Origin of the sequence: Pseudobacteroides sp. (assembly GCF_036567765.1) — a bacterium.
Classification (GTDB): domain Bacteria; phylum Bacillota; class Clostridia; order Acetivibrionales; family DSM-2933; genus Pseudobacteroides.
The window spans coordinates 75,756-98,517 of record NZ_DATCTU010000045.1; the positions used below are offsets into that span (position 1 = coordinate 75,756).

General features: G+C 35.2%; 17 protein-coding genes and 2 riboswitches. Of the genes, 13 read left to right on the plus strand and 4 right to left on the minus strand.

Annotation, left to right across the window (positions count from 1 at the left end; genetic code table 11):
• Positions 1-53 precede the first annotated feature (53 nt).
• A complete protein-coding gene (locus VIO64_RS08195; RefSeq protein WP_331916994.1) occupies positions 54-1,004 on the minus strand; it encodes an L-lactate dehydrogenase in 951 nt (316 codons plus the stop codon).
• 217 nt (positions 1,005-1,221) lie between these two features.
• On the opposite strand from VIO64_RS08195, the gene VIO64_RS08200 reads away from it, so the two are divergent.
• The 7 genes from VIO64_RS08200 (at position 1,222) to VIO64_RS08230 (ending at position 8,715) form a co-directional block, all read left to right on the plus strand.
• The gene (locus VIO64_RS08200) at positions 1,222-2,460 is read left to right on the plus strand and encodes a competence/damage-inducible protein A (protein WP_331917061.1); all 1,239 of its coding nucleotides are present in this window, start codon (positions 1,222-1,224) and stop codon (positions 2,458-2,460) included.
• A gap of 62 nt (positions 2,461-2,522) precedes the next feature.
• Positions 2,523-4,097, plus strand: a complete 1,575-nt coding sequence (murJ, locus tag VIO64_RS08205; protein ID WP_331916996.1) for a murein biosynthesis integral membrane protein MurJ — start codon at positions 2,523-2,525, stop codon at positions 4,095-4,097.
• Positions 4,098-4,242: 145 nt separating this feature from the next.
• Positions 4,243-5,289: a recombinase RecA gene (gene recA / locus VIO64_RS08210; RefSeq protein ID WP_331916998.1), complete on the plus strand. Its 1,047-nt coding sequence runs from the start codon at positions 4,243-4,245 to the stop codon at positions 5,287-5,289.
• Positions 5,290-5,390: 101 nt separating this feature from the next.
• Positions 5,391-6,008 (plus strand): regulatory protein RecX, encoded by a 618-nt coding sequence (locus VIO64_RS08215; protein ID WP_331917000.1) that lies wholly within the window; start codon positions 5,391-5,393, stop codon positions 6,006-6,008.
• 165 nt (positions 6,009-6,173) lie between these two features.
• A complete protein-coding gene (locus tag VIO64_RS08220) occupies positions 6,174-6,356 on the plus strand; it encodes a hypothetical protein (RefSeq protein WP_331917002.1) in 183 nt (60 codons plus the stop codon).
• 328 nt (positions 6,357-6,684) lie between these two features.
• The gene (locus VIO64_RS08225) at positions 6,685-7,035 is read left to right on the plus strand and encodes a PilZ domain-containing protein (RefSeq protein ID WP_331917004.1); all 351 of its coding nucleotides are present in this window, start codon (positions 6,685-6,687) and stop codon (positions 7,033-7,035) included.
• A 192-nt stretch (positions 7,036-7,227) separates the two neighbouring features.
• Positions 7,228-8,715 (plus strand): methyl-accepting chemotaxis protein, encoded by a 1,488-nt coding sequence (locus VIO64_RS08230; protein WP_331917006.1) that lies wholly within the window; start codon positions 7,228-7,230, stop codon positions 8,713-8,715.
• 107 nt (positions 8,716-8,822) lie between these two features.
• On the opposite strand, the gene VIO64_RS08235 is transcribed toward VIO64_RS08230, so the two are convergent.
• Positions 8,823-10,013 (minus strand): nucleoside recognition domain-containing protein, encoded by a 1,191-nt coding sequence (locus VIO64_RS08235; protein WP_331917063.1) that lies wholly within the window; start codon positions 10,011-10,013, stop codon positions 8,823-8,825.
• 545 nt (positions 10,014-10,558) lie between these two features.
• Here VIO64_RS08235 and VIO64_RS08240 point away from each other — a divergent pair.
• Together VIO64_RS08240 and VIO64_RS08245 are read left to right on the plus strand one after the other, a co-directional pair.
• Positions 10,559-10,738: a hypothetical protein gene (locus tag VIO64_RS08240; protein ID WP_331917008.1), complete on the plus strand. Its 180-nt coding sequence runs from the start codon at positions 10,559-10,561 to the stop codon at positions 10,736-10,738.
• Between the two features lie 381 nt (positions 10,739-11,119).
• Positions 11,120-14,698 carry an S-layer homology domain-containing protein gene (locus VIO64_RS08245; RefSeq protein WP_331917010.1) on the plus strand — a complete coding sequence of 1,193 codons (3,579 nt, stop codon included), beginning with the start codon at positions 11,120-11,122 and terminating at the stop codon, positions 14,696-14,698.
• Between the two features lie 101 nt (positions 14,699-14,799).
• On the opposite strand, the gene VIO64_RS08250 is transcribed toward VIO64_RS08245, so the two are convergent.
• The gene (locus tag VIO64_RS08250) at positions 14,800-14,931 is read right to left on the minus strand and encodes a hypothetical protein (protein WP_331917012.1); all 132 of its coding nucleotides are present in this window, start codon (positions 14,929-14,931) and stop codon (positions 14,800-14,802) included.
• Positions 14,932-15,492: 561 nt separating this feature from the next.
• Here VIO64_RS08250 and VIO64_RS08255 point away from each other — a divergent pair.
• The 3 genes from VIO64_RS08255 (at position 15,493) to VIO64_RS08265 (ending at position 20,599) form a co-directional block, all read left to right on the plus strand.
• Positions 15,493-18,552 (plus strand): hypothetical protein, encoded by a 3,060-nt coding sequence (locus VIO64_RS08255; RefSeq protein ID WP_331917014.1) that lies wholly within the window; start codon positions 15,493-15,495, stop codon positions 18,550-18,552.
• A gap of 106 nt (positions 18,553-18,658) precedes the next feature.
• Positions 18,659-19,192: a copper amine oxidase N-terminal domain-containing protein gene (locus VIO64_RS08260; protein WP_331917016.1), complete on the plus strand. Its 534-nt coding sequence runs from the start codon at positions 18,659-18,661 to the stop codon at positions 19,190-19,192.
• Between the two features lie 483 nt (positions 19,193-19,675).
• Positions 19,676-20,599 carry a hypothetical protein gene (locus VIO64_RS08265; protein WP_331917018.1) on the plus strand — a complete coding sequence of 308 codons (924 nt, stop codon included), beginning with the start codon at positions 19,676-19,678 and terminating at the stop codon, positions 20,597-20,599.
• A gap of 99 nt (positions 20,600-20,698) precedes the next feature.
• Here the strand turns inward: VIO64_RS08265 and VIO64_RS08270 are convergent, their stop codons facing one another.
• The gene (locus VIO64_RS08270) at positions 20,699-21,022 is read right to left on the minus strand and encodes a YbjQ family protein (RefSeq protein WP_331917020.1); all 324 of its coding nucleotides are present in this window, start codon (positions 21,020-21,022) and stop codon (positions 20,699-20,701) included.
• Positions 21,023-21,204: 182 nt separating this feature from the next.
• Positions 21,205-21,314, plus strand: a riboswitch (glycine riboswitch).
• A gap of 3 nt (positions 21,315-21,317) precedes the next feature.
• Positions 21,318-21,399: riboswitch (glycine riboswitch) on the plus strand.
• Between the two features lie 117 nt (positions 21,400-21,516).
• Here VIO64_RS08270 and glyA point away from each other — a divergent pair.
• Positions 21,517-22,752, plus strand: a complete 1,236-nt coding sequence (glyA, locus tag VIO64_RS08275) for a serine hydroxymethyltransferase (protein WP_331917022.1) — start codon at positions 21,517-21,519, stop codon at positions 22,750-22,752.
• Positions 22,753-22,762 lie beyond the last annotated feature (10 nt).

The following is a 22,762-nucleotide window of genomic DNA, read 5'->3' on the forward strand; positions in this document are numbered from 1 at the left end:
AACACTTTTTTGAGAATTGAACATGTATTCTTATGATAAAATTTACAATTATGTCATAATTCCAATGTGCCTGCGGCTTCCTTTAATGCCGCTGCAGATTTCGAAAGAAGCATCATTTCTTCACTGTTAAGGGGTATATCTAGAACCTTTTCAATCCCTTTTCTGTTTACCAACGACGGAAGGCTGAGACAGATATCATTAATGCCGTACTGGCCTTCCATTAGGCTTGAAACAGTGAGAATGGAGTTTTCATTTCTTACAATTGCCTCTACAATACGCCTTACAGCCAATGCTACTGCGTAATAGGTAGCTCCTTTTTTGTTTATTATTTGATACGCTGCATTCTTAACATTTTCAAATATTTCTTTTCTTGTAGCTTCTCCAAGACACAAATCAAGACCTTTACAGTATTCGTCCATCTGTATTCCCGCTATATTTGCAAGACTCCAGGTGGGAACCTCGGTATCACCATGCTCGCCTATAATGTAAGCATGAACATTTCTAGGGTCTATATCTACCTTTTGCCCGATAAGGTACCTGAATCTGGAAGTGTCAAGTACCGTGCCCGAGCCTATAACTCTATTTTTAGGAAAGCCGGAAATCTTATAGGTTACATAAGCAAGTATGTCAACAGGGTTTGTTACAACAAGCAGTATGCAATCGGAATTGTACTTTAATACCTGGCTTATTATCCCCTTGAATATCTCTGTGTTTTTTTTAACAAGATCGATCCTGGTTTCACCCGGTTTTTGATTTGCACCTGCAGTCAATATAACAATATCTGCTCCTGCACAATCTTTATAATCGCCCATATACAAATCAACAGGCCTTACAAAGGGCATACCGTGGTTCATATCCATAACTTCGCCTTCTGCCTTGTCTTTATTTATATCAATTAAAACAAGCTCCGATATAAGACCGCTTACCATTAGAGTATATGCAGTTGTCGAGCCTACATATCCTGCTCCCACAACAGCTACCTTTATTATCCTTTCTTTATTCATAAAAGCCACCTCCATTTGCGATCTTAATTGTAATACAGTTCAACTCAACATTAGTTATACCAATTATTAATATTATACCTCCTGAAATTGTTTCTTAAACAGGTGTTTGAGTTTTTAAAATGTTTTGGCTATAATGAGCATAGAGTTATATTAAGTGAGGAATGATTAAAGAGTTAAAATATAAAGAAAATGAGAGGATTATACTATGAGTGAGTTTATAAAAGCTGAAATACTTGCAGTTGGAACAGAGCTTCTTATGGGGCAGATTGCAAATACAAATGCACAGTACATATCAGGGAGGCTGCCGGAAGTAGGTGTTGGGGTGTATTACCATACCGTGGTGGGGGATAATCCTTCAAGACTTAAGGACTGTCTCGATTTGGCATTGAAAAGGTCTGATATAGTTATTATGACAGGCGGACTAGGGCCTACAAAGGATGACCTTACAAAGGAGACAGTAGCTGAAGCTTTTGGAAGGGAATTGGTATTGCATCAGGAAAGTCTTGATAAAATAAAAGAATTCTTTGACAAAATACAAAGAACTATGACAGAAAGTAATAAAAAGCAGGCGTTTTTGCCTGAGGGCTCACTGATTATTGAAAATAACAACGGAACCGCTCCCGGATGCATTATTGAGGATGGGTCAAAGGTAGTTGTTATGCTGCCAGGACCTCCAAAGGAAATGAAACCTATGTTTGATGAAACGGTTCTTGCTTACTTTTCCAAAAAGGCAAGCTTTAAGTTAGTTTCAAAGTTTTTAAGGATATTCGGTATTGGTGAGGCAGCTATGGAGGAGCGGATTATTGATCTTATTGACAATCAAACAAACCCTACTATTGCACCTTACGCCAAGGATGGTGAAGTAACCCTTAGAGTTACTGCAAGATGCCAAAATGAAGAGGAAGGTGATACACTTATTAAGCCTGTTATTGAGGAGATAAAAAACAGGCTCGGAGAAGCAGTTTATTCTGTTGATAATAAAAACATGGAAGAGGTTGCAGGAGAGCTTCTTATTAAAAATAACATATCTATTTCCTTTGCAGAATCCTGCACCGGAGGACTATTATCCGCCAGGATTACCGAGATACCTGGGATATCGGCAGTGCTTGCTGGAAGTATGGTAACATACAGCAATGACATAAAGGCCAACAACCTTGGTGTAAAGGAGGAAACCCTTAATACATATGGTGCGGTTAGCAGCTATACCGCTGAAGAAATGGCGGTTAATATAAGAAAAGTTATGAATACAAAGCTTGGGCTATCTATAACAGGCATTGCAGGACCTGACGGCGGTGCTGATGATAAGCCTGTAGGACTTGTTTATATTGCTTTAGCGGATGAAAATGGAGTGGAGTGCACAAGGTTAAACCTATGGGGAAACAGGAACAGAATTAGGAATAATACTGTTTTAAATGCACTTGACATTATAAGAAGATATATTTTGAAAAAATATTGATAATGAGACTGAGAAATGTAAGGTCATTAACAATTTTAATATAGCTTTGGGAGGATACTGATTTGAGTCCTGTACAAAAGAAAAAATTAACAAAAACAGCCTTTATCGTTATGCTGTCAATTGTATTGAGCAGGATAACGGGCTTTATAAGGGAGATTCTCATCCCCAACATTCTTGGAACCAATGAAGTTGGGGATGCATATGTAATAGCCTTTAGAATTACTGGCCTGATGTATGATCTTCTTGTGGGTGGTGCCATAGCTGCCGCTTTGATTCCTGTATTATCTGGCTATTTGGCACGGGATGAGGAAGAGGAAGGCTGGAAGGCTGTGAGTACATTTATAAATAGTGTTTTAATATTAATGGTATTTACCTGTGTTTTAGGCGTCATATTTGCACCACAGATTGTTAGCTTTTCAAATGATGTCTTTGATATGAAGCTGAAATCCTTAGATTTAGCTGTCAGACTTACAAGGATACTCTTTCCGTCGGTAGCATTTTTGATGCTGGCAGGTATTACTAACGGCATTTTAAACTCATATAACAAGTTTGCGGCTGCCACTTATGGGCCCTCTATTTATAATATAGGCAGTGCATTAAGCATACTTATATTCTCAAGGTTTGGGGTTGAGGCTGTTGCAGTTGGGGTTATGGCAAGCTCAATATTGTACTTTTTGTTTCAACTGTCATTTGGCCTTAAGAACATGAGGTTCTATCGCCCTGCATTTTTTTGGAATCATGTCGGTTTTAAAAAGATGTTCTCCCTTTCTGTTCCGTCTTTGGCTTCATCATCAATTGTACAAATAAATATTATTATCACCACTTTTTTTGTTCCTTTTTTTGGCACAGGAAACGTTACTGCATTTCAAACAGCAGACAGAATATGGCAGATGCCCTACGGAGTTTTTGCACAGGGTATGGGGATAGCGATGCTTCCCATGTTGTCCGCCAATCTTGCAGTAGGAGAAATAGACCAATATAAAAACACTCTTTTAAAGGGATTGAAGACTGTATTGCTTCTGACAGTACCCTCTGCGGTTGCGCTAGTGGTGCTGAATTATCCCGTTATTTCAATTTTCAAGCTGTCCAAAAAGTTTGGCGATGCTGCTGCTGTAAACGCGGGAAATATATTGATGTTTTTTTCCATAGCACTCATTACCCAGTCCGTAGTTACTGTGCTAAACAGGGCTTTTTACGCAGACAACGATGCAAAGACTCCTCTTTTTATAGGGGTTACCACTATTTTGCTAAATATTTTGCTAAGCTATCTTTTGAGGCACACATCATTAGGTGTGGCAGGAATGGCACTTGCTTATTCGGCGGCTAGCACGCTGAATGCATGTTTGCTTATTTTGATTCTCAACAGAAAAATGAAAGGTATTTACATAAAGAAATTGATGATATTTACTTTAAAGGTTGTTCCATCTGCACTTTTAATGGGTGCTGTTCTTTTCGCAATTAACAGCTTTGTAAAGTTTTCAGATTTTTCCAAGGTAATTCAGTTTATTTTATTAGCTGTATACATTATTGTTGGAGTAGCTGTTTATTTTGGAGCAGCATTAATACTAAAAATCGATGAGGCACAGAATGCTGTAAGCACTATAAGAATAAGGATGAAGAAGATTTTTAAATTCTAGATTAAGTCCTGTGAGGCACCATAATTTCCTAGACATTGAAAATATATTGAAGTTAAAAATAACAATCTTTATTGACGGAGCAGAAATATTGATATATAATAAACTAGAACGGATGTTCGACATGTTCTGCAAGGAGGAATAATTAATGGAAAAGAAAAAAGCTTTGGAGATGGCCTTAGGCCAAATAGAAAAACAATTCGGTAAGGGTGCTGTAATGAAGTTGGGTGAAAGTACTCACTTGAGTGTGGAAGTGATACCGACCGGTGCATTGGGACTTGATATAGCTTTAGGTGTTGGAGGAGTTCCACGTGGAAGAATTGTTGAGGTATATGGACCAGAGTCTTCCGGTAAAACGACTGTTGCACTTCATATTGTTGCAGAGGCTCAAAAAGCTGGAGGAGAAGCTGCTTTTATAGACGCTGAACATGCCCTGGACCCGGTTTATGCGAAGAAATTAGGTGTTGATATAGATAACCTTATTGTATCTCAGCCTGATACGGGAGAACAAGCCTTGGAAATAGCTGAAGCACTTGTAAGAAGTGGTGCTATTGATGTTATAGTTATCGACTCGGTTGCTGCGTTGGTTCCTAAGGCTGAAATAGACGGTGAGATGGGAGATGCACACGTAGGTCTGCAGGCAAGACTTATGTCTCAAGCACTTAGAAAGCTGGCTGGTGTTATCAGCAAATCCAAGACCACAGCAATTTTTATAAACCAGTTAAGAGAAAAAGTGGGTATTATGTTTGGAAACCCTGAGACAACTCCTGGCGGTAGGGCTTTGAAATTCTATGCATCAGTTAGAATGGATGTAAGAAAGATTGAGACTATAAAACAGGGCAGTGATATGGTTGGAAACAGGACCAGAGTAAAGGTTGTTAAAAATAAGGTGGCACCGCCATTTAAAGAAGCTGAGTTCGATATAGTTTACGGTGAAGGTATATCAAAAGAAGGTAATATCCTTGATGTTGGAGTAAACTTGGATATCGTAAGCAAGAGCGGAGCATGGTTTTCTTACAATGGGCAGAGAATAGGTCAGGGCAGGGAAAACGCAAAGCAGTTCCTGAAAGAGAACAGAGAGCTTTTAAATGAGATTGAAGCAAAGATTAGAGAAAGCTTAAGCATAACGGTAAGCAAGAATAAAGAGAACCATATAGAAACAGATGACGATGAAATGTTTGAAGATGATGTATAAGATTAGGCATGAATGAAAGATTACTTCCGCTGCGGGGCTTTACCCTTATAAGGTAGCCCCTTTTTGTTTAATATTTTTTAAGGATACAAACAGGTGATGAAATGTTAATAACAAATATTAAAAGAGACAAGGACACTGTTATAGTGGATATAGAGGGGAATTATTCTTTAGTAATCTCTGAAGATGATTATTTCAGGTTAAACCTTTATGAAAAGGAAGAAATCACAAAGGAAGAATTTGATTACATAAATCATAAAATAAATTTCAGGAATGCTAAGTCTATGGCAATCAGGTTTGTATCATTGAAGATGAGGAGTGAAAAGGAGATATACAACCGCCTTAGAGATGAAGGATTTGATGAGGGAACAGTCCTTAAAGTTATTGAGGAATTAACGACAATGGGATATATTAATGACTTACTGTATGCCGGAAAATTTGTTCAAGACAGGTGTAAACTAAAGCCCAAATCCTTGAAAATGCTAAGGTTTGAGCTCAGAAACAAAGGTATATCCGATTCTATTATTGAAGAAGTCCTAGATAAGGTGGATATAGACGAAAGTGCAATTGCAGAAGGCCTGGTGAGAAAAAAATTTGGTAAATATGATTTTAATGATGAAAAGATAATTAAAAAAGTATATTATTTTCTAAGGCATAGGGGCTATAGTTCAGAAATAATAGAAAGTGTGCTTAAGAATTTCAAACAAGACAACTTTACTTGAAAATAAATATCAATATAAAATAATATATATTTTCTTATTTGACATACTATATAATATAAACATGTGTAACTTACTGATTGGAGGTGGTAGAACAGTAATCCTTTTAACAGGTGATGAATAAACAGGTATACCAACAATAGTAAATTTAGAAGCAGGTGCAAAATTATGATTAAACCAAAAAAAAGTAAGTACGTAAGGTTAAGTCAACATGACAAAGATGTTCTGTTAAGATTGAAGATGGATTCTGAAAACACAAGCGGCTATGATAACTTTTTTAAGTATGGCCAATTTATAGAGGATGATTCAAGAAAAAGTCCAAATAATAAACATTTTGAAAATATACCGTAATGTTATATGTGCCAACAATAGACATTCGTTATTTATAAAACAGCTGACAATAGCCTGTTAGTTACTTTTAGGTAATTAACAGGTTTGATTTATATCTGGAAAATTTCTGCATATTCTATGCCGTGTTCTGCTTCTCTATAAAAATCAGTATAAATTCCATAAAAATATTATAAACATTATTAAGTTATTAGATAAATGTTACGAAATAAATATAGGATTTACTAAATATATTTTTAACATTCTGTATCTTGCTGTTAGTTTATTTGAATAAATGTTTTTGTTGTAATTTTAGGAGTAAAAATAAATTAATAGTTAAGGGTGATTATTTATGTGTGAAAGAAGAAAAAGTATAAGGTACAATATGTTTGATTATCCAATTCTAATATCCAATAATGAAACAAATTGGGAAAAGGCTAGTCTGGTAAATATATCGGGAAGCGGAGCCATGATAAAATCCAGCAATTATTATCCTTGTGACAGTTTGTATCTTGAGCTACCAAGGCCATTTGTCAAGGTGATAGGGAGTTACTTTGTCAAATGCGACATTATGTGGAGCAGATACTCCGCAACAGATGTAGGTATTTGTGAGTATGGAGTAAGGTTTGAAAAATTATATAACGAAGAGGATAATTCATTATGTATACATGATGCACTAATAAATAGTAAAGATATTATCTAAGACATATTGCTAAATATTGGTACAATGATTGTTAAATCAAAGACTGTTCTAAGGCGGGTTTTATCGTGATTTGTCATTAATAAATGTAAAAGATTAATAACTTTTTATCTATTAATAGAATTAGAGAAATTGACGATAAAGTTTAAGTCAATATTGTACCATCTTATTAGCTTATGCCTTGGGGGTGCTGGTATGAAAGAAAGCAGGAAGGGTTATGATGAAAAAAAGGTAGAAAGATTTACACTAGTGTTTGTACTGGTCTTAGTTGCAATGTATTTAGTAGAATCAATTTTATTTGGAAAAGAGTCTATATCAGATAGCTTGCTAAAAACCCTCCCAGTTGCAGTTGTAACTACTGCTCTAATGCTTTTTAAAGTAAGATTCCAATTAAAAGGTTTATTTGTTGGGATGATAACATTGATTGTTCCCCTGGCACTTTTTTACTTTAGAGGCTACTCACTTGACAAACACTATATTTTGGTGGCATCAATTACATTGACAGCTGTGTTTTTCACAAAAGAAATTATTTTGATAAATGGTACACTGGCTAATATATTATTAATATTGGAATACATTTTTATACCTGACAAACTGATTGGAGCTAACCACGGGCTTGGTGAGTTTTTGCTGGTATTTGTGTTTTTTAATGGCATCATGGCAGCCTTATACTATTTGTCCAGGTGGGGAAATGAAGCAATTGTAATTTCCAAGGACAATGCGGAGAGATCAAATATAGCTGCAAATAAATTTAAAGAAACAGTAACCCACATGGAAAGTAATTTAAAGGAGCTGTTTTATAAAATAAACGTCTCAAAGAATGATCTAAACAGTATGCTTGAGTCCAGCACCAACATTCAGAGAGCAATGCATGAAATGGCAAAGGGAATACAGCAACAAGCAGATGATATAAATAAAATTATGCATAAAGCTTTTGATATTTCTGAAAATGTTAATCAGGCAGGTGCAGCTTCCCAAAATATAAATAAAATATCTGACGGAATGCTTGAAAGGGTTGGAAGCGGAACAACAAAAGTAGAGATGATGTACTCGCAAATGCATACTTTGGATTCTGCTGTATCAGAGTCCCTCTCGGCAGTAAGTGTACTTAGAGACAGTATGAAAGATATAACAGGGTTTCTTGAACTTATAAGCGGCATAGCTGAACAGACCAACCTCCTTGCTTTAAATGCTGCAATTGAGGCTGCGAGGGCAGGAGAAAGCGGCCGGGGGTTTGCTGTTGTAGCTGATGAAATAAGGAAGCTTGCAATACAAAGTGATAATGCAGCAAAAGAAATAGCATCCAAACTTGGGAATATTGGTGGGAAGATCTCCACTGCATATACAGAGGCAGAAAAGGGATTTCAAGCGGTTGGTGAAGGAAATAAGATTATTGAAGACATAAAGGGGTACTTTGAATTTTATAGAAAAGATGCGGAAAACTCACAAAAGGAAATATTTAACGCAGGCATGAGCTTTGACGGTGTAAGAAGCGGCTTTGGGATGATGTATAACAGAATAGAATCAGTAGCCAGTATATCTGAGGAGAGTGCGGCATCTACCCAGGAGGTGCTTACTTCATTGGAAAAGCAGAATGGGATACTAAATTCAATTAATGAATCGTTTATGGAACTGGAGAATCTGGGAAATCAACTGAAGAAAATATATGAAAAAAGTATATAAGTCATGATCAAAAAATAATCAACTGCTAAATGACCTGTTAGGCGGGGTTTAGCAGTTGGTTGTTTTTTATGTCGTGAGAAATTATAGTGTATGCTACACCATAATATTTATCTGTAGATTAAGCCCTTTGCAAGGTGAACAAATTTTATTATACCCAATATAACAATCATAAATATAAAAGCAAAAACCAATACTTTGCAGGAATATAAAAACGATTCGAGCCAATTGTACTCTGTAATCCCTTCGAAAGATGCTATAACCTGGCTTTCAAAATCAAAATAGTGCCCTGCCAACTTAAATAACACATAAGTATATACTGAAGCAATTAAGCCATGCAGAGATTTTCCTGCAAGATAAGGTCTTATGCTAAGATCTGATTGTGATACAATTCCCAATACCTGTGAGTGCACAGATAAGCCTGCCCAGCCTATTATCATGCTTGCTAGAGAAAGCTTCAATGCAAAGGGAATGTTTCCGGTGCTGGCAATCATATTTGATCCTGTAGTTATTTCAAAAAAACCGCATATCAAAGAATAAACTGCCTCGCTTGTAAAACCTGCAAACGATAATATAAATGTAAAGGGTAGTGATATTATTTCTATAACGCCAATGTCTATCAGAAGATTGATAAGTACAGAAAAGAAGGTTATGAAACCTCCTATAAGGAGCATAACGGATACAGAATTTTTTATGGCATCTCCAAAAATTGCACCGAATGAACCCTTGGAATTTTTGTTTTTAAGTATTTCCTGTTTAAGGCGATCCAAAGTATTATTTGGAACTTTACTCGGGAAATTTTTATTTGCAGCTGAGTTTTTACTGTCCCTAGGTTTAGTTTTTCCAAAACAGTAATACTTAAATAATAGGCCAACAGTAAGTCCCGATAGTATATGGCACAGTAAAAGAAAAAAACCCAGGCGAGGCATTGCATACATTCCTGTAGCAACCGCCCCCACGATAAAGAGAGGCCCCGAGTTGTTTGTGAATGCCAGAAGTCTCTCTCCTTCATACTTGGAGATTTGACCTGAATTTCTCAGGTCAACGGTGATTTTTGCACCCACAGGATAACCACTTGTTATACCCATGGCAACCGCGAAAGAACCGCAGCCGGGGACGTTAAAAAGCGGCCTCATAATGGGTTCTAGGAGTATGCCTGCTGCCTTTGTAAAACTTGTTCTGTTCAGAATCTCTGATGCAGCTAAAAAAGGAAATAAAGAAGGGAATACAATATTCAAACATATATTGATGCCTTTTAATGCAGCTGATACCGAGGTTTTTGGAAACAAAACAATGGACATTATGAAGATAATACATAGTATCGGAAGAATCAGGGGTCTTAGATAAATTGTTTTAACAGGTTTATAAAGTAATAGTAATGCAAGTACTATTATTATTGAAATTAAAATAATTGTAGTCAAAGTTTTTACCCTATTTAAAAAGTATCCTCTAGTATTCTATTAAAAAATAAGTAAAATATTAAAAATATATCAAAATTTACTGTAACCATTTATTATGGCTACAATCTGCAGTTTGGTGATTTTTCAGTTGAGTATATTCATAATCTGTTTGATGAGATACTTCAAAGAGTTGAATTTAGGTCCTATTCCTATTGTATTACGTGCATTTTATGAAGGAGTTGGTGCAGTGAACTTTGTTGGACAACCTATAGTTCAGCTTACCCTTGGACAAAGCCAGACGAACAATTATTCGATCAATTATTTGTTTAACAGATTATTGAGCACTTATAAAGTACTTTTAATGTTAATTTGGAAATGATATACTAAAAATAGTGATAGATAGAGCCTATGGCAACAGTAGTAATAATTTATAGGAGGAATCATACTTGGAAACATATGCTGTATATATAATAAGTTTGATAGTATCTATATTATTAATTTTTATAGGTAACAAGGAAAAGAGCAGGATATTAAAATTGTCTGGCATTATTACTGCTACTTTTTTAGCAAGTATACCTATTTTGGCGTTTATAGCAGGCGTTATAGATGGAGCTAGGGGAAGATAAATATATTTCCCATTAGTGTTATGAGCATTTCAGGATTTATTAGTACATTTATAATAAGAATACGTATGCTATGCTACCTTTGATCTAAAAGAGAAGTTGAATGAAGTGTTGATAAAATTGGCACAGCATTGCTTTAAATGGATATGCAAGCGTCAGCAAACAAAAATTGATCATTGGCATGGTAAATTAATCATGACTAAAAACACTGCATATGCTTGGCGACAAATGATTTTTTATGTATCTTTAAGCCAGTAATTGAATCATTTTCAATGAAGAGTGCTTGGCTTGGGACCGAGAGGGTGCTGTTTAATTCCAGCCTCCGGGCTAAAATTTAAATGCTATCAGTCCATTGGAGGAAATAAATAAAAAGGAGTAGGAAGAATGTTTAAAAGAAGGGTATTATCTTTAATTTTATCTATGGTTGTGGTGGTATCTCCTGTTTGTGGAGTTTTTGCCGATTCTACAAAAGTAGATATTACATCGAGCGGTGTAATTTTGGGAATTGAATCGGTGAACGAAAATGCCAAGCTTCAGATTAAATTTACAAACGATTATGATGATGTTGTACATAACAATACCATTGATAATTTCGTTTTGGAATTTGATTTTGATGGACAAGGAAGTTTGACAGGGACAAATCTGTTGAAGACAGGTAACCATTATAAGGTGACAGGAACCAACCTCAAAAAACGCGATTTTGTCATATTAAACTATGATGGAAAACTAAACGATAAGGATGTTAACAATGTGCGATTGTATCCTGCCATGGACCCGTGCAAATCTTGGGATGGTGCAAACGGTGCAGCTTACACAAAGGGACAGGTGCTACTATATGATGGCAAACACTATGAATGCATCAGTAACCACAGTATCATAATAGATCAGGCAATGCCCTGGCAAGTAGGAAAAACCTACAATATAGGAGATATTGTTTCATATGGTGGAGCTGCTTATAAAGTTAATAGCCCACATACTCCCACCTTGGATGCATATACAATATGGCAAATGTGGAACACATACAAAGTAGGAGATATTGTTGAGAGAAATGGGAAATACTATCAGGTAACAGAAGAGCATACGCCTGAAGCAGATAAAGTCTTTAATTGGAATATAACAAGTACATATAAAACAGGAGATATCATCAGATACAACAACAATTACTATGAGGTAAAAACAGCTCATACTCCATATTTGGAAACAGTTCCTGAATGGAAGGTAGAAAAGACATATAATACTGGAGATAAAGTTTCTTTTAACGGTGGTTACTATGAATGCACTGGATCGTATACACCACAAGGGACAATTGGTGTCATAAGCGGAAAGCATGCTGCCGGAGATTATTTCTCGGATAAAGGCTCATACTATAAGGTAACCCAAGACTATAACTTCGTAATCATTAACGACTTTTTTGATATGAGCCCTCATATGGGAGATATTGTATATTGCAAACAGACAAACAATTATTATTTATGTTCCAGGGAAGATTCAAATGGTAGGGGATATACTATCTACGGTTCAAGTATACTTGCTTCAAGGTATACCAATGCAAATATCAATGAAATAGGTGCAACTTCCTCCCATTGGAAGCCTTATGCAATAAAAAATGAAGCATATTGGGCTCCATCAAATACAGCAAATAATTTATTTCAATCCTATAAAATTAAAGATGAAACATACTGGTCCCCTGAAAACTATACTAGGGCTTTTACACCTTATGTACTTAAGGATGAAGCTTATTGGAACCCTAAGAACTATACAAAAGGGTTTGAGACTTATACTTTAAGGGGTGTTGATTATTGGAATCCTCAAAATTACAGTGCAGGCTTCAAACAAATTGTAGTTGAAGATTATGATTATTCAGCTAATGTAAAGTTAAATTACACAATCATGCTGGATTCCTCCTTTGATGAGGATAGTAAAGATAATCTTATCCTTTTGCCACAAGGGAATGGCTCAAGTACCAGCTACAGCATTAAGACAAATCCTTCACATGGTACTGCCAATACTGGAATACGAGATGGAAAGTGGGTTGTAATATATACACCAGTATTAAATTACAGTGGAACGGACCTGGTGGTACTTAACCAAGACAATGGTGATGGTCAAGTCATTGAAACAAAAATTAACATAACAATAAAGCCCATCAATGATCCGCCAAGCAACACAACGAAACCTGCTGTATCAGGAAGTTATTGGGTGGGTCAAACCTTGAATGCAACAACAGGTATGTGGAATGATAACACTGATTTAAAATCAGGGAATCTGGCGTATTCGTATCAATGGCAAAGAACTTCAGGCTTAGAGGCCTTGAATGTAACAGATATAGCTGGTGCAACAAAGGACTCATATAAATTGACTTCAGATGATAGGGATGAGTATATCCGTGTTAAAATAACATGCACTGATGACGGGGAAGGCTTGCCCTACAACCAAAGTACGACTGCATATTCTTCCTGGGAAAAGGTTGGCTCCCCGGAAGTCAGTATCAAAAATTACTTTGTGACATCCAGTAACAGGAATAATGGATTTGCAAAGATAGGAGATACAATCACTTTAACAATAACACCAAGTGAAGCTATTACAGCACCTAAGGTAATGATCGGCGGAAGTGAAGCGGAGGTAACCAAACAAGAAGGTGTATGGTCAGCGGTTTATAAAATGAGCGATGATAATACCGAAGGCTATATTCCGGTTACTATAAGCGATTATTCGTCAATTGAAAAAAATGCAGATGGAAAAAACTTTGTGGGGCAACCTTTAAGTGTGACATCTTCGGTTTATTTTGACAAAACAAACCCTAGCATTAATATTAATGGTGACAGCATCACAAGCATTGTTGTAGGGAGTGAATACATAGACCCAGGAGCAAGTGCAACAGACAATTTTGACATTATAAAGGATGAACAAATTCTTGTGCAAAACAATGTAGATACATTGGTTCCAGGTTGTTATTCAGTAACCTACTCAGTGTATGATTCAGCGGGAAACGCGGCAGTTCCAAGCATCCGAACCGTCAATGTATTATCCGACAATGCGGATTTAAAAAGCATTACTTCGAGTGAAGGAAAACTGACACCCGCGTTTTCACCATCAAAAACCCAATACCAGATAAATGTATCTAGCAGCACGCAAAGTATTTCAGTAGCTGCAAGTGTATATGATGCAGGTGCATCTATTGCAGGCGGAAACACAAGAGTACTTGATCTGAAAATCGGTGATAACGACTTAAGTTTCACTGTAATTGCCCAAGATCAAAAAACGCAAAAAACATACAAGGTTCGTGTGGTGAGGGTGAATTACCCAACAATAGTTTCAAATGCTAATACATCTACAAACAATATTAATACTCCTACAACACCGACTATAGTTACTGTTCCGGAAGAAAAAATACCTGAAGCATTTTCAGGCTACCAGGACATAAAAGGACATTGGGCGGAGACAGATATTTCGGAACTTATGAAAGACAAAATTGTGAGTGGATATGATGACAATACTATTAAGCCAGATTCTAAAATTACAAGAGCTGAAATGGCTAAGCTTATTGTATCAGTGCTTAAGCTTAAGATAGTCAATACAGGTTCCATCCAGTACAAAGATGCAGGAGAGTTTGCTGAATGGGCAAAACCATATATCGAAACAGCTCTTGAGAATAAGCTTATGATTGGGTATGATGATAGCTCATTTAAGGCTTCCAAATATATTACCCGTGAGGAAGCGGCTGCTGTTTTAATTAGAGCATTTGCTTTTGGAAAGGCTCAAAGCACAGAATTGAGTTTTACTGATTCAGGGAACATTCATACTTGGGCTTTGGAGTATGTGGCAAAAGCAGTTGAAATGAATATTATTAAAGGATATCCTGGAAATATGTTTTATCCAGAAAAGGAAGTAACGAGGGCGGAGTCCTTTGTAATGATAAATCGTTCAGTAAAGTTAATTAATGTAACAGTGGACAATAAATAAAGGGGTTGCCTAATGAGTTTGCTTGAGTAAAAATAGACAGAAAGTAGTTGCGGTGTTTATATAATACATATAATACTGTACAACTACTTTTTATTTATTATTTATTTATCAATTAGCTTACCCTTTGCTTTATTCTTAAATTCAGGATTTGCTGCATTTTGAGTTATCACCTGTTCAGTCTTGTTTTGAGAGTTTGGTGTAATAGTTGTTCTAGGTTTCTTGCTCTTGTTCATTTGTTAGACTCCTTTCTTTATAAATAGATAGTTAAATGTTAAAAACTAATGTTTTACCTTGAAAGCTCTTTAATGAAAGTCGTATATAGAATTTGTAAGAGTTTGAGTTTTTATTCTGTTGAAAATTAATTATGATTAGAAATCTAATAAGAGTATTTTACCGGGTTTGAAAATAATAGTACAAAAGGTATGAAAAATATAAAAAACTTTAAACTTTATGTATATAATAGCTGAATGTCCATCTAATTCAATAATTCATATCAGTGTTATAATATACAATTTGAATCATTGGAATCTTATGTAAAATTTTAATAGTTGAATTTTAATAATAATAATAATGACCTCCAACCTTTTTCCCTGTGGGCGTGAAGGCCATTTTTCGAAAGATACTCAATTGATTTATGTATCTTCACTTATTTCATTATTTTAATCTTTGTTAATCAAATTAACCCTTTGTTGATAATTAAGTATACAAATGATAAGATTTATTTATTAAATAATATAAAATTTTTTATATGCTAGGAAATACTTATGAGTTAAATTTAAAAAGGGGAGAAAGAAATGATTACTAGTGGAATAAAAAAGATGTTAAGCTTTTTGGCTGTACTTTCTGTATTAATTGCGAATTTCAATATAGGTTTTCCAATTAATAGCGAACAATCTGTTTACCAGACACCTGAACCAACAGTAATGGAAAGCGTGTATTCAACATTTGTCTGTACACCAACACCCACAATAAATCCATTACTCCAACAATCAGCCCAAGAAGTCCAAACGGACAAAAAAATTATGGGCAAAATGGATTACCTGAATGACAGGGACTTTTTCAGTTTTACGCCTTCAGCAAATGGGAAGTATTTTATATACGGATTTATGTTATCAAATATCAGCAACTACAATCCGGTTCCTAATATAAAAAATGTTTTACAGATGATTGATTCTGACGGTAATAATATGAATATTTATTATGACGGCAATTCTAGGGCATGTTTAAATCTGAGTAATGACAAGTCTTATTTTATTTCCATATCAAACAACTCAGTAAATTCAACATTTAATTATTCTTTTGAGATAAAAGGGCCATTTATTGATGATTATGGGGATTCAACCGATTCAGCATATGAAATTGAGATGTATAATCAGGTTAATGGTATTGCAGGTTTACTTGGAGAAAGCGACGTTTTTAGTTTTAGAACTTCTGTTGAAGGAATGTATTACATAGATGACTTTAAGATAACTAATGGGTATGCCACCTTTGATGGAAATTTTACGCTTTTTGATCAAAACAGAAAAATTATAAGAATAGTGTATTATAGAGATTCAGATCCATACATTTGGTTAGAAAAAGATACTATATACTATATTTCTACAAAATGTAATTTTCCTGATTCTACATTTTCCTATTCATTCACAATGAAAGGGCCCATTGAAGATGATTATGGAAATGCAAAAGAATTAGCCTGGGAAATTCAATTGGATACTATAATTAAGGGTAGTAATAACTACATTTTTGACATTGACTGGTTTTCTTTCAGACCTTCAACTGATGGTGTATTCTGCATGGACAGCTTTAAAATAGTTGGAAATAGTTCTCCTCCCGTATTGTGTGACATCACCAGAATTATTGACTCATACGGCAATGATTTAAGTGTTGGTTATTGCCATGAAAAAGCATATTTTAATCTAACGAAAGACACTACATATTATATATCTATTTCAAATAACTTCAAAAGTTCAATATTCGATTATTCTTTTACTCTTGAAGGACCAATTGATGATGAAGGAAATTCAAAGGATACAGCAAAGGAAATCCAATTGGATAGTCCTATTGTAGGATATGCAAATTTACATTATGATATTGATTTCTTTTACTTTAAGCCTTCAGATACAGGAATATACTATATTGGTAATTATCCTTCAAGCAATTTGGTAATTATTGATTCCAATAACCTTAGTGCAAGAGTTAACTATAGTGGTGAAAAGGCGTATTTCAAGATGAAAAAAGCAGAAACATACTATATTATTGTTAGAAATGATGCGTATGCTTCATCCTTCGGATATTCATTCGAACTTAAAGAATCAAGTGAAGACGATTATGGAAATTCAGTAGAAACAGCAACAGAAATCCAATTGAATACCGAGATCAAAGGAGAAATCAATAACTGCGATGAAGATTATTTCTCCTTTAAACCATTAATAAGTGGTATGTACTGCATGGATAACATTAATACAAAAGTCAATCCCGGCATTGGTCCTTATACATATATGCGAAATGCTATAGGAATTCTGGATTCAGATGGCAATACAGTGAGCAAAGATTGCGGTGCTACTGACAATGTTTCAAAAGCTTATTTTTCTTTAGCCAAAGATAAAACATATTATATTTACATTAAAAATGACGTAGATCTAGCAACATTTAGCTATTCATTTACTTTAAAAGGACCAATTATAGATGACTTTGGGAATACACCCAGCTTTTCAAAAACATTGGGAAAGGAAGTTCCCGTATCTGGCAGAGTTGATTATTATGGCGATTGCGATACATTCAATTTAACAACTACCGTTAAAGGTTTGTATTGTATATCAGTGCCTGAGATTGACAGCAATGATATATATTTATATGATAAAAAAGGTAATATTATTGATAAGTATTATTATAAATTAGATACCTCTAATTTTTATTATTTTCTTCAGGAAAATCAAATTTACTTCATTGACATAAAATCGTATAAACACGTTGAACCTTATAATATTTGTATTTATCCACCACATGCAGATGACAATGGTAACACTATGAAAGAAGCTTCCATAGTACAAATTGGTGATACTAACGCTTCCATAAACTATCCGGAAGATTATGATGCATTTAAATTTATTCCTCCAACATCGGGTACGTACTATTTTAAAATAAAAACCGATATGAATTCTATCATAAAAATTTATGACACATATGGTATGTATATTCAATACGCGGATGTTGGTAACAATACTTTATGTTGTAATTTAATAGCTAATAATGTATATAATATTGTTGTCAATAACGAATCAATACTGTCAGTGGGTGATTATACACTTACAATCAGCAATACTTTGATACAGGACACATCCAAAATAACAGGGTATATCAAGCCGGACTTTACAGATAGCTTGTTGAATTCTTTAAGAGCTGGATTCAATATATCATTATCTGGTACTCAGTTTTCTGCTATATCTGATGAAAACGGGTATTTTGAAATTACAAATGTCCCCAGATCAGATAAAGGGTATGATATTGAGATAAGTAAGGATAACTATTTAAAGAGGAAGATAGAGGATGTTATTATAGATAATAACAATATTTCTATATCTCTGCCTGAATCGCCAATTGAGTTGTGGGTAGGGGATTTGGTTGGATCCCAAGATGGAGGCATTAATATTGCCGATATAATTCAACTTGCAAAAGCCTTTAATACTTCTAAAGGCGATTCTAATTATTTGGCGGATATGGATGTAGATAATAATTCAGTAATAAACATCACAGATATAATGGTTGTAGCAAGGCACTTCAATCAAACTATGGAAAGCTACCCCAAAATAAGTATTGTTGAGAAGTCACAACTAAGGGATGAAAACAGTGTGTAAAATATTTTTGTGCTAATCAATTATGTTTTATATTCTGATAGAATAAAAATAATAAAATTGTGGGGCGATAATATGTTTATTTTGAAAAAAAAGGTTAATTTCAGCAATGTTTGCTGTAATATTTACTTTGAATCTTACTATAGTACATGAAGCAGCTAATCCTATTACAGTAATAGTTAATAACAATATAGTTAAATTTGATGTGTTTCCGGTAATAGAGAATGGAAGGACACTTGTACCAGTAAGAGCGATCTTTGAGGCTCTCGGTGCTGTTGTTACCTGGAACGCGAATACGAGAACAGCAATAGGAGTAAAAGGTACTCGAACGGTTAATATCAAAGTAGATAGTACTGATGCAACTATAAACGGCATTCATAAAAAGCTTGATGTACCAGCCAAGATAATACAGAATAGGACATTGGTTCCGCTAAGATTTATCTCTGAGAGTCTTGGATCAATTGTATCATGGAACGGAGAAACAAGGACGGCAAAGATCACTGATAATAATACCCAAGTGCAAGAAAGCACTCAGACTACTAATTTCAATAGAATATCTTTAGATATTCCAGATGGATGGATATACTCAACTAATCCTGAAGCTGCATCAGGTACAGATCAGTACAACTGGAGATTACACTGATATGGAGAAGATTGTTAGAAGCATAAAATTGTTACCCCAAAATAGTACTAACGAAAAACATATCAAAGGGTAACGCACACGGACTAGTTTTGCAGTCATAGACGGACGCAATTATATTTATACAAACCTTGAAGATGTAGAACTGGAACGCATAGTTTATGAAAGACTTCCAACCTGAATATACCTTTGAGAATTATAAGCTAAAAGTCAACAAATACATAGAGGAAAATCTGCTTTAATGTAATTACAGGACTAAAACTGATATTTCCAGTTGATCTTCCACATAAATATTATCACTTATTAACAATGCGTACAATTATTAAACCTATTTTTACACAAAAATACCTCTAACAATGACATAGCCTTTGAAAATCAATATTAACTTGAACGAATTAGTTTAATAGCACATTTGGGTTATATATGTTATAATTAAAAATGATTTTAAAACCAAGTGAATATAAACTTTATTAATGAGGTGTTGGAATGATAGTTACTAACGAAAAGCACAAATTTATATCTGAAAGCTTGTCTGGTGAATTAAAGAAGCATGCAAAAAAGTTTCAGGACGAAAATAAGGAGTATCTTGAAGCTTCAATTAGAAATAATACTTATGACGAAGTATATACAAAAATGGTTTCCGATGTTGTTATTGAGTCATACGATGTGATGAACTCCTGGGAAAATATCGCCTATGAGGAAATCGGCGGTATGACACCTCTCCAGTATTTCGGAATTTTAAATAATTTATCTGATGTGATAGATTTGGTAGTTGCTTTTGAAGTTGAAAACGCAGGCATAATCCCCAATGGTCTGGCCAAACACATAAAGGCTAGTCAGGATAAACTTTTGGATGATTTGGTAGCCATGTTGAATTCTTTGGAATTGGATGAGCAAAAATGCATGAAATTTGGACAAAAGGCTGTAATGCACACCGCAGAAATAATTGGGGACACAAAATTATTAGAGCCTTTATTTAAGATAGTATCACAAATGGAAGATCAAAAGACTGATGCAAACACATTGACTGCAGTTATGAATGCCATACAGGCAATCGGAGAACCTGCTATCGAAAGAGTAGTAAGTGCGATTGAAAGCAGTGACAAAAAAGGTCAGGTTTATAGATTTCTGCTAATTAGTCTGGCAAGAATAGGTTCAAAAAACAAATCTGATGCTGTTTACAACCAATTAAAGAAATATTTTAAGGAAAGCAGCTACAAATTCATCGAAGCAAATGCTTTGGGTGTATATGGAGATAGAAGAGCATTACCTGCTATTAGGGGATATATAGAAAAAAATGCCCATAAAATTTCCAAATGGGAATATACACAGCTAAGAGAAGTATTAATCCAGTTTGGAGGAATGGTACAAGATTTTGACACTTATTTCTCCACAGTGAAGGATATGTAGACTTTAGTAATCACTATAATAAAAATAAGCCGATTTAGATATGGTTGAGTATAAGGGGGGCCTAAGGCCCCTTTCTCAATATATAGGGAATTAGGGTCTCTACTCTATTCTGACAGCCGTTCCATAGCATAAAACTTCGGTTATGCCTTGTGAAACCTCATTGGCGTCATATCTCATTCCGATTATGGCATTTGCACCAATCTGATCGGCATGCTGTACCATGATTTCAAACGCTTCCTGTCTGGCTCTTTCACATAATTCAGTATAGAGAGATATGTTTCCTCCAAATATACTTTGAATTCCTGCACCTATGTTTCCTACTATACTTCTCGAACGAACAGTGATGCCCCTTACAATGCCTAGGTAAGATACTACTTTTTTGTCATCAAATGAAAAAGTTGTTGTTATATAACGACGATCCATTGAATCCTCCTTAATTTGAATTTGTTTAGGCTTATTCTATATCATATGAGTACCATTATCAATTGATTTTTACATTCTAAAAGGATTTTACAACATTGGCATAAAAAAATTTAGGCATTTAATTGACATAAATTATTTTTGTTATTATAATTAATTTGTTAAAGATTAATAAAATATTGCGGATGAGTGTTATGGGAGAGATGCCTTTTAATATATAAGCTTTAGGTAAAAGTGATATATAAAGGCACACCGAAGAAGCTACACTTTCAGGTAAAAAGACTATAACAGGACGCACCTCTGGAGAGACCGTCAAGGCGCCGAAGGGGCAAGTTCGCCACAGATGATGTGGGAATAATCTCTCAGGCAAAAGGACAGAGTTAGGTGTATAATTGATTTCAGAGGTCAAATCATGTGGGTTTGGCTTTTTTTAATGTCTATAAAATCTATACATTTGATTAATCACATTTTATTTATAAATGCTTAGGAGGATTTTTATGTACAATATTGATGAAGTTTTAAAAATTGATCCAGAAGTTGCAAAGGCTATGAAAGACGAAGTTGGCCGTCAAAGGAACAAAATAGAGCTTATTGCATCTGAAAATTTTGTTAGCAATGCAGTTATGCAAGCTATGGGTACACCGCTTACAAATAAATATGCAGAGGGATATCCTGGAAAAAGATATTACGGAGGCTGCGAATTTGTAGATGAGGTAGAGAGGCTGGCAATCGAAAGGGCTAAGCAAATATTCGGAGCAGAGCATGCAAACGTTCAGCCCCACTCAGGCGCTCAGGCCAATATGGCGGTGTTTTTTGCAGTTTTAGAGCCAGGTGATACAGTATTAGGTATGAACCTTGCTCACGGCGGCCACTTAAGCCATGGAAGCCCTGTAAACATATCTGGTAAGTACTATAAGATAGTACCTTATGGAGTTAGAAACGACAACTTTAGAATAGATTATGAGGAATTAAGGAAGCTTGCAAAAGAAAACAATCCAAAGCTCATAGTTGCAGGTGCAAGTGCATATCCTAGAGAGTTGGATTTTAAGGCTTTTAGGGAAATTGCCGACGAGGTGGGAGCATACCTGATGGTGGATATGGCTCATATAGCAGGATTAATAGCTGCGGGTATCCATCCAAACCCTGTTCCTTATTCACATTTTGTTACAACTACTACCCACAAAACTTTAAGGGGACCTCGTGGAGGTATGATTCTTTGTAAGGAAGAGTATGCTAAAATGATAGACAAGGCAGTTTTTCCGGGTCTTCAGGGTGGACCTCTGATGCATGTGATTGCTGCGAAGGCTGTTAGCTTTAAAGAGGCAATGACAGATGAATTCAAAGTTTATCAGAATCAGGTAGTTAAGAATGCAAAGGTTCTTGCACAGAGCCTCATGGACAAAGGACTTAACATAGTTTCAGGCGGAACAGACAACCACCTTATGCTGATGGATTTGAGAAATATAAATGTTACAGGTAAAGAAGCTCAGTTTATGCTTGATGAGGTGTTCATAACAGTTAATAAAAACGGAATCCCCTTTGATACACAGAGTCCTTTCATAACAAGCGGTATAAGAATAGGTACCCCTGCTGTTACTTCAAGGGGCATGAAGGAAGAGGATATGAAGGAGATTGCAGAACTTATTCATATGACACTTACTGATTTTGACAACTCCAGGGAGAAGGTTGTTCAGAGGGTTGGCACTCTTTGCGGCAAATATCCACTTTATTAAAATAAATATC

Coding starts and splice junctions, on each gene's coding strand:
- VIO64_RS08215 (WP_331917000.1), top strand. CDS start 5,391: ATGTTAATAACAAATATTAAAAGAGACAAGGACACTGTTATAGTGGAT.
- VIO64_RS08255 (WP_331917014.1), top strand. CDS start 15,493: ATGATTACTAGTGGAATAAAAAAGATGTTAAGCTTTTTGGCTGTACTT.
- VIO64_RS08250 (WP_331917012.1), bottom strand. CDS start 14,931: ATGAACAAGAGCAAGAAACCTAGAACAACTATTACACCAAACTCTCAA.
- glyA (WP_331917022.1), top strand. CDS start 21,517: ATGTACAATATTGATGAAGTTTTAAAAATTGATCCAGAAGTTGCAAAG.
- VIO64_RS08220 (WP_331917002.1), top strand. CDS start 6,174: ATGATTAAACCAAAAAAAAGTAAGTACGTAAGGTTAAGTCAACATGAC.
- VIO64_RS08270 (WP_331917020.1), bottom strand. CDS start 21,022: ATGGATCGTCGTTATATAACAACAACTTTTTCATTTGATGACAAAAAA.
- VIO64_RS08195 (WP_331916994.1), bottom strand. CDS start 1,004: ATGAATAAAGAAAGGATAATAAAGGTAGCTGTTGTGGGAGCAGGATAT.
- VIO64_RS08260 (WP_331917016.1), top strand. CDS start 18,659: ATGTTTGCTGTAATATTTACTTTGAATCTTACTATAGTACATGAAGCA.
- VIO64_RS08265 (WP_331917018.1), top strand. CDS start 19,676: ATGATAGTTACTAACGAAAAGCACAAATTTATATCTGAAAGCTTGTCT.
- VIO64_RS08230 (WP_331917006.1), top strand. CDS start 7,228: ATGAAAGAAAGCAGGAAGGGTTATGATGAAAAAAAGGTAGAAAGATTT.
- VIO64_RS08245 (WP_331917010.1), top strand. CDS start 11,120: ATGTTTAAAAGAAGGGTATTATCTTTAATTTTATCTATGGTTGTGGTG.
- VIO64_RS08235 (WP_331917063.1), bottom strand. CDS start 10,013: ATGTCCATTGTTTTGTTTCCAAAAACCTCGGTATCAGCTGCATTAAAA.
- VIO64_RS08225 (WP_331917004.1), top strand. CDS start 6,685: ATGTGTGAAAGAAGAAAAAGTATAAGGTACAATATGTTTGATTATCCA.
- recA (WP_331916998.1), top strand. CDS start 4,243: ATGGAAAAGAAAAAAGCTTTGGAGATGGCCTTAGGCCAAATAGAAAAA.